A 6,318-nucleotide genomic window follows, 5' to 3' on the forward strand; every position below is an offset into this window, starting at 1 on the left:
GGAATCAGGGCGTCCAGCCCCAGCCCTGATGAAGATTGTAATCATTATCCAGCCGAGTGGAATCTGCCGACGTATTGGTGAGGATTACGCGCTTGCTGGAGCCTCCCGAGCCCATGTTCTCATCTGCGTGGGAAAAAATACGCAAATCAATATTATTCAAGCCATACAACGTGCGCATCAAGGCAGGCACCGCATAAAGACACGCATGATCACTGGAATTGCACGGCATGAGCTTGCAATCAATATCGATGCGTTCGATTTTGCTGACCCCACCGGCACTGGCAATACCTTGTATGACGCTGCTGACAGCTGAACTCCGGCCAGAATTGAAAATACGCCAATACTGCTGGTCTGGATGGCTCGCGGCTTTATTGCTGGCACCACTGGTCACGGCCGGACTCAGACAAACGATCCCTCCCCCCTTTACGAAAGCATGGGCTATATAGGGGATTTGCGTAGAGTTGTACCAGTCTCCGACGACGTTATGGATATTGATGGTTCGATACGTATTGGCTTCTTTCGAGCGTTTTACTGACATGTATTGTCCCTTTGCAAATCATGATCGAATAGAGTTCTCTGATTTTTTACTCCAGCACCCACTGCGCCAACCGCCCCGTCACCTCACGCATCAACACATTCTCGATATCCCGCGCCCCGGCCCCGCGGCACTGGGCAAGCACGGCGTTGACGATGCGTTGATCGAAATCGAAGGTCTTGCCGGTCGCCGCCTTGTAACGTCCCTGCAGCTTTTCCAGCCTGGACAGCACGATGGCCTCCAGCGTCGCTTCATCCAGCGGGCGGTAGGGCACCACGGTCATGCGCGCCAGAAAGGCCGGGCGAAAGGCTTCCAGCAAGACCTGATGCAATTGCTGCTTGAAACCCTCGCCGTCCAGCTCGATGCCCGGCGTGTCGAGAATCAGCTCGGCGCCTGCATTGCTGGTGGCCAGAATCACGGTGTTCTTGAAGTCCACCACCAGCCCCGTGCCGTCTTCCATCACGCCCTTGTCGAAGACGTTGTAGAAGGCTTCAAGCACATCGGGATGGGCCTTTTCGATTTCGTCCAGCAGCACCACGCTGTACGGCTTGCGCCTGACGGCCTCGGTCAGCACCCCACCGTGGCCATAGCCGACATAGCCGGGCGGCGCGCCCTTGAGTTGGCTGACGGTGTGCGCTTCCTGGTATTCGGAAAGGTTGATGCTGATCAGGTTACGCTCGCCGCCATACAGGGCATCGGCCAGCGCGTAAGCGGTTTCGGTCTTGCCCACACCGGTCGGGCCGGGCAGCAGGAACACGCCAACCGGCTTGTGCGGGTCACTGAGCCCGGCGCGATAGGCTTGCAAGCGCTGGGCAATCGTGGCCAGCGCGGTGCTTTGGCCCATGACCCGCTGGCCCAGCCGTTGGGCCAGGGTGCGCAAGGCATAGGCCTCGTCGGCGAGCATTTTGCCCAGCGGAATGCCGGTCCAGCCGGCAATCACCGCCGCGACGGTGCGCGAATCGACCTGCTCGGGCACCAACGGCTCGTCCTGGCGAATCACCGACAGGCCACTTTCCAGACGTTCCAGGCGAGCGGCCAGTTCGTCGATGCGCAGGTCCAGTTCGGCGTCGATCAGGGTCGGGTCGATACTGTCGCTGAGGGCCAGCAATTGCTCGCGAATTTCAGCCCGTTCGCGCACCGCGCTGCGCTCTTGCTGCCAGCGGGTCTCCAGCTCCAGGGCCGCCTGGCCGCTGTCCTGTTCTTCGCGCTCCAGCGCCTCGATGCGCAGCCGGTGGTCCTGGCCGGTGATATGTTCGCGGCGCAGCCGTTGCAGCTCGTCGAGCGCAGCGGCCTGGCGATGGCGCAGGCTTTCAAGTGCCGGCGGCACATCGTGCTGTGCCAGCGAAACCTGCGCGCAGGCGGTGTCGAGCACGCTGATGGCTTTGTCCGGCAATTGACGTCCCGAGATGTAGCGCATGCTGAGCTTGACCGCATCGACGATGGCGCTGTCCAGCACCTCGACGCCGTGGTGCTGCTCCAGTTTGGCCGTCACGGCGCGCAGCATCTGCACGGCGGTAGGTTCGTCGGGCTCCTCGACCTGCACCAGTTGAAAGCGTCGTGCCAAAGCCGGGTCTTTTTCGAAGTACTTTTTGTATTCCAGCCAGGTCGTCGCCGCCAGCGTGCGCAGCTCGCCACGTGCCAGGGCCGGTTTGAGCAGGTTGGCAGCATCGTTCTGGCCTTCGGCGGCACCGGCACCGATCAATGTGTGCGCCTCGTCGATAAACAGGATCACTTTGCCGGCGGCATGACGTACCCCTTCGATCACGCCCTTGAGGCGTTTTTCGAACTCGCCCTTGATGCCGGCACCGGCCTGCAACAGGCCAAGGTCCAGGGTGCGCAGGCTGACACCCTGCAACAGCGGCGGTACTTCACCCTGAACGATGCGCAGCGCCAGGCCTTCGACCACGGCGGTTTTGCCCACGCCGGGGGCGCCGACCAGGATCGGGTTGTTTTGCCGACGGCGCAGCAGGATGTCGATGCACTGGCGAATTTCGCTGTCGCGGCCAATGATCGGGTCGATGCGCCCGGCGCGGGCGTCGGCGGTCAGGTCCTGGGTGTATTGCTCAAGCAACGAGCGGTGCCAGGCACTGGTGGCCTGCGTCGGGTCAGCGATTGTCTGGGCCGGCACGTCCGATTCGACAGAAGGCTCGACAGCGACCGGCAGCAACGTGCGCAGGGCCTGGGCCGAAACGTGCAACAGCGAGGGCATGCCGGCTTGCAGCAGCACACGGTACTCGGCGCGGTCCAGCAGGGCCAGCAACAGCAGCGCCGAACGCACACCGCTCAAGCCCAGGGCAACGGCCTCGACCACGGCAGCCTCGATCAATCCCAACAGCGGCTGCGACAGTACCGGGCTGGCGTCATGGTCGCCCTTGAAACGCTCCAGCGTACGCTGGATTTCCGCGCTCAGCGGTTCACGGGCCACGCCCAGTGCCGGCAGCACAATACTCAGGTCACCGCCCGCAATCTCCAGCAGCTCCAGCAACAGGTGCTCGACCTCGACCACCGCCTGATTGCTTTGCCAGGCCCGTTGCGCAGCGCGCTCCAGGGCATCGTGGCAAGGTCCGTTGAGGTGCGCGATCAGCGCGGCGATGTCCATCTCAGGCGCCCTCGCCGGTCAGTTCAAGGTCGATGCAATACGCGCCATCGCGGGGCTCACGGTTAAGCCGGCTACCCAGCCCCAGGCCCGGCTGTGGCCCGTGCAGGCGCCCAAGGTGCAAGCGCTCGCTGCGCTGAAGGTAAACCCGCAAGCTGCAATGCAGATCGGCACCCAGGTAGTACCTCACCAGCGCTGCCAGTTCCCGATGGGCATCGCCGTGCGGCATGAAACTGTCGACCCGCTCGGGTTCCAGCGGACCGATATTCAGGCGGATGCCGCGCTGTTGGTCCCAGGCGCGGGTGCCGCACAACGCACTGCGGCCCAGCGTCTGGTTACGCCCGGCCTGCCCCAGCACGGTCTGTTTGGCGTCAGGAATATCCCGCCAGCCGCCCTGAAAACCTTCGATACGCACACGAACATCGAAATGGTGACCCAACAGGCTTTGCAAACCGGCCAATGAGCGACGACCGTTGGCCAGCAGGCCGGTGCGTGAGATCAGGGCCTTTTCCGGCACCACAGGCGGCATGCCCGGTGGCTGGCGGGTCAGGCCGCACAGTGCCTGCAATTGCTGGTACACCGGGCTTTTTTCGCAGGGTTTGTAGGGCAAAGCGATGCGCTGCTTGAGCTGCACCCGGTACAACAGGCTCAGCAGACGGTGCTGGAACAGGTCGAGAAAGGCCATGGTGCCGCGGTCCTTGACCCGCGCCCGCTGTTGCAGCCATTCCTGATAGGCGTAGGGCAAAGGCCCGTCCGGGCCGCCAAGGCCAAACACCGGCGTGTGCAGGGTCATGCGTGGCGGGCGGTGGCGGTTGTGGGCCAGCAACGGCGCACGCACCGGTGCCAGCGGGCCGAGTAAACGCGGGATCAGCCGCAGGCTGGTGATCTGGCTGGCAGAAAACACCGGCAACAAGGGGCCGCGCAAGCGCACCACCTCCTGTTGCGGGTCGTTGCTGCTGCCCAATGGCGGCAGTTGCGGCTGCTCGCGCTCAAGAATCTGCAAGGCCTGGAGCAATTCGAAGCGCTGCGGCACGTGCCGCAACAGCGCGCCTAAAGTGCCAATGTCGGGACGCTGTCGGGCAGCCATGTCTTGATTACCTTATCGCCTTCGACCAGCACCGTGCGTACAAAGCAGTTGGCATTGGCGTACAGCGCGAAAAAATGGGCCAGCACGGCACAGAACAGCACCCGGCTATGACCCGCCGCGTGATTGGCATCGATGGTCAGGCGTACTTCAAGGCCATTGCGCCAACCGCGCCAGGCATCGGGGCCGACCCGGTCGACCACCCGTGTGGTGTGCATGTCGGTGATACTTTTGATCAACTGGCTGATCGCCGGATCGTCGCGCAGGTTGTGCAGGGTCAGCATTTCCTTGAGCGACGCCAAGGCTCTTGGCCCTTCGACCAGCGAGGTGTGATTGAGATTGAGCTGCGACACCAGCCGCCAGCGCGAGGCGCCGTCCAGGTCCGGCATCGATTGCCGGGTGGGGCTCTTGAGCAAGCGAATGCTCGCCACCGGCCCGCTGCTCTCGAACTGCAACGGGGTCAGCGGCGGCAAGGTTTCGGCCAGGTGCCGGTTGGTGCACAGCACACTGGCGGTAAAGCTGCGACCGGGCAGCTCACGCGCTGGCTGGAACTGACTGTCGACCAGGCTGAGCATCAGGTCGGTACCGGGACGCTGAGCGCGCAGGCCATTGATGCGCCGCGCATGCCAGAACAAGCCACTGCGTGCCGCGCGGTGCTGATCGCCGTAATACGGGGCCACCGGTTTGATACCGTCGGCACCGCTGGACACCAGGCGCTTGATGCTGTGGATTTCCAGGCTGGTGTCGCGGTGCGAATCGGCGATCAGCAAATGCTCGCTGCTGGTGCCGTCCGGGCGCAGGGTTTCAGCCGTACGGGCGAACAGGTTGATCAGCGGCGCACAGCCCAGTGCAATGTCTTCGCGCTGCAGGCTGACCCTGCGGTCGGGCAGCGTGTCGAAGGCGATATAGACCAGCAGACGCTCGCCGGTCTGCTCCGGGATTTGCACGGGAATATCGAAAAAGGCGAATTTCTCCGCCAGGGTGAAATACTCCACCAGCAAGCGCAGCGCCGGGTGCACGCCGTCTTCTTCGGGCAGCAGGCTTTCGTCCTCGGCAAACCCGACGGCCTGCGGCAGTGAATGCTCGGGCAATACCAGCGGCGGCCCACCGGGTACCGCGCACACCACATTGAGGCTATGGGCGGCGAGCAGGTCGTAGAGCATGGCCCGATGGATCGGCGAACCCGACAGGTGCACACGCAAGTGGGTCAGGGTTTTGGGCAACTGCGACCACTGCGTCTCACCGCTGCAACTCAGTTGCAGGCACAACGAAGAATGGGCCTTGCCGAGACCGGTCAGAAACTGCGTGCGGTCGGCATCCAGCAGGGTCACTTCGTCGACCACGATGGGCCACAGCATCACGCTGGCGCTGGTACGAAAGTACAGGCTGTCGGCGTATTTCTTGTCGGGCGCCTTGAACACCGAGGTGCCACGCGCCAGCGGATAACCGTTGGCGATATTGCCCTGGGCTGGGTCCGGCACGAAATGGCCGATGGCGCACGACGGCATCGGCCGCAGCGCCAGCGGGTAAAGCTGTTCGAGCAAGGCATTGCTGAAATCGGCGTAACCGTCGTCCAGGCGCCGTTGCAGGCGCGCGGTCAACAGGGCAAAACTTTCCAGCAGGCGCTCTACATGAGGGTCCTGAGAGCCTGCTGCGGATAATTTGAGGTTGCCTGCCAACGCCGGATGGCTGGCTGCAAAATCCACCCCGGCGCGGTGCAGCCAGGTCAATTCACGCTGGTAATAGTCCAGCAGTTCGGCATCAATCGAATCGCTCATGCCTGACCTCGAAGCCGCCATCGCCCAGATTCATTACAAACGCCATGCTGGGCGCCGATTCAAGGCCACGCACATGCCCGATGGCACGCACCGTCATGCGTGTGCGCTGCCCGGGCTCGGCCTGCACCTGCACGCTGTCGAGCACCAGACGCGGCTCGAAATTCAGGATGGCATTGCGCACTTCGCGAATCAGTTGCCGATGGTCCTGCTCGCGATCGGCGTACAGGGTGCTCCAGTCGGCGATGCCGTAATCGATCACGCTTGGCGTCATGCGATGGCGCCGTTCGGTGCGCCGGGTATTGAGCAGCCGCTCAAGCTCCCGGCG

5 protein-coding genes are annotated in these 6,318 nt (G+C 63.1%); all 5 read right to left on the reverse strand.

The genetic code is table 11. The features are described 5' to 3' along the window. Window positions 1–4: 4 nt before the first annotated feature. Entirely contained in the window at window positions 5–538 is a 534-nt protein-coding gene (locus ACYP2A_RS04040; protein ID WP_459742975.1) for a hypothetical protein, read from the reverse strand. Window positions 539–584: 46 nt separating this feature from the next. Further along, a complete protein-coding gene (tssH, locus tag ACYP2A_RS04045; RefSeq protein WP_459742976.1) occupies window positions 585–3,134 on the reverse strand; it encodes a type VI secretion system ATPase TssH in 2,550 nt (849 codons plus the stop codon). A 1-nt stretch (window position 3,135) separates the two neighbouring features. Continuing rightward, complete coding sequence (gene tssG / locus ACYP2A_RS04050; protein ID WP_459742978.1) at window positions 3,136–4,218, reverse strand: type VI secretion system baseplate subunit TssG; 1,083 nt, start codon at window positions 4,216–4,218, stop codon at window positions 3,136–3,138. Continuing rightward, window positions 4,182–5,993, reverse strand: coding sequence for a type VI secretion system baseplate subunit TssF (gene tssF / locus ACYP2A_RS04055; RefSeq protein ID WP_459742980.1), 1,812 nt, complete (start codon window positions 5,991–5,993; stop codon window positions 4,182–4,184). Before tssF ends, tssG begins: the two co-directional genes overlap by 37 nt. Beyond that, on the reverse strand, window positions 5,977–6,318 hold a 342-nt coding region (tssE, locus tag ACYP2A_RS04060), incomplete at its 5' end, for a type VI secretion system baseplate subunit TssE (RefSeq protein WP_459742981.1). The genes tssE and tssF, both read right to left, overlap by 17 nt.

The sequence above is a fragment of the Pseudomonas sp. 3A(2025) genome (genome assembly GCF_054589175.1).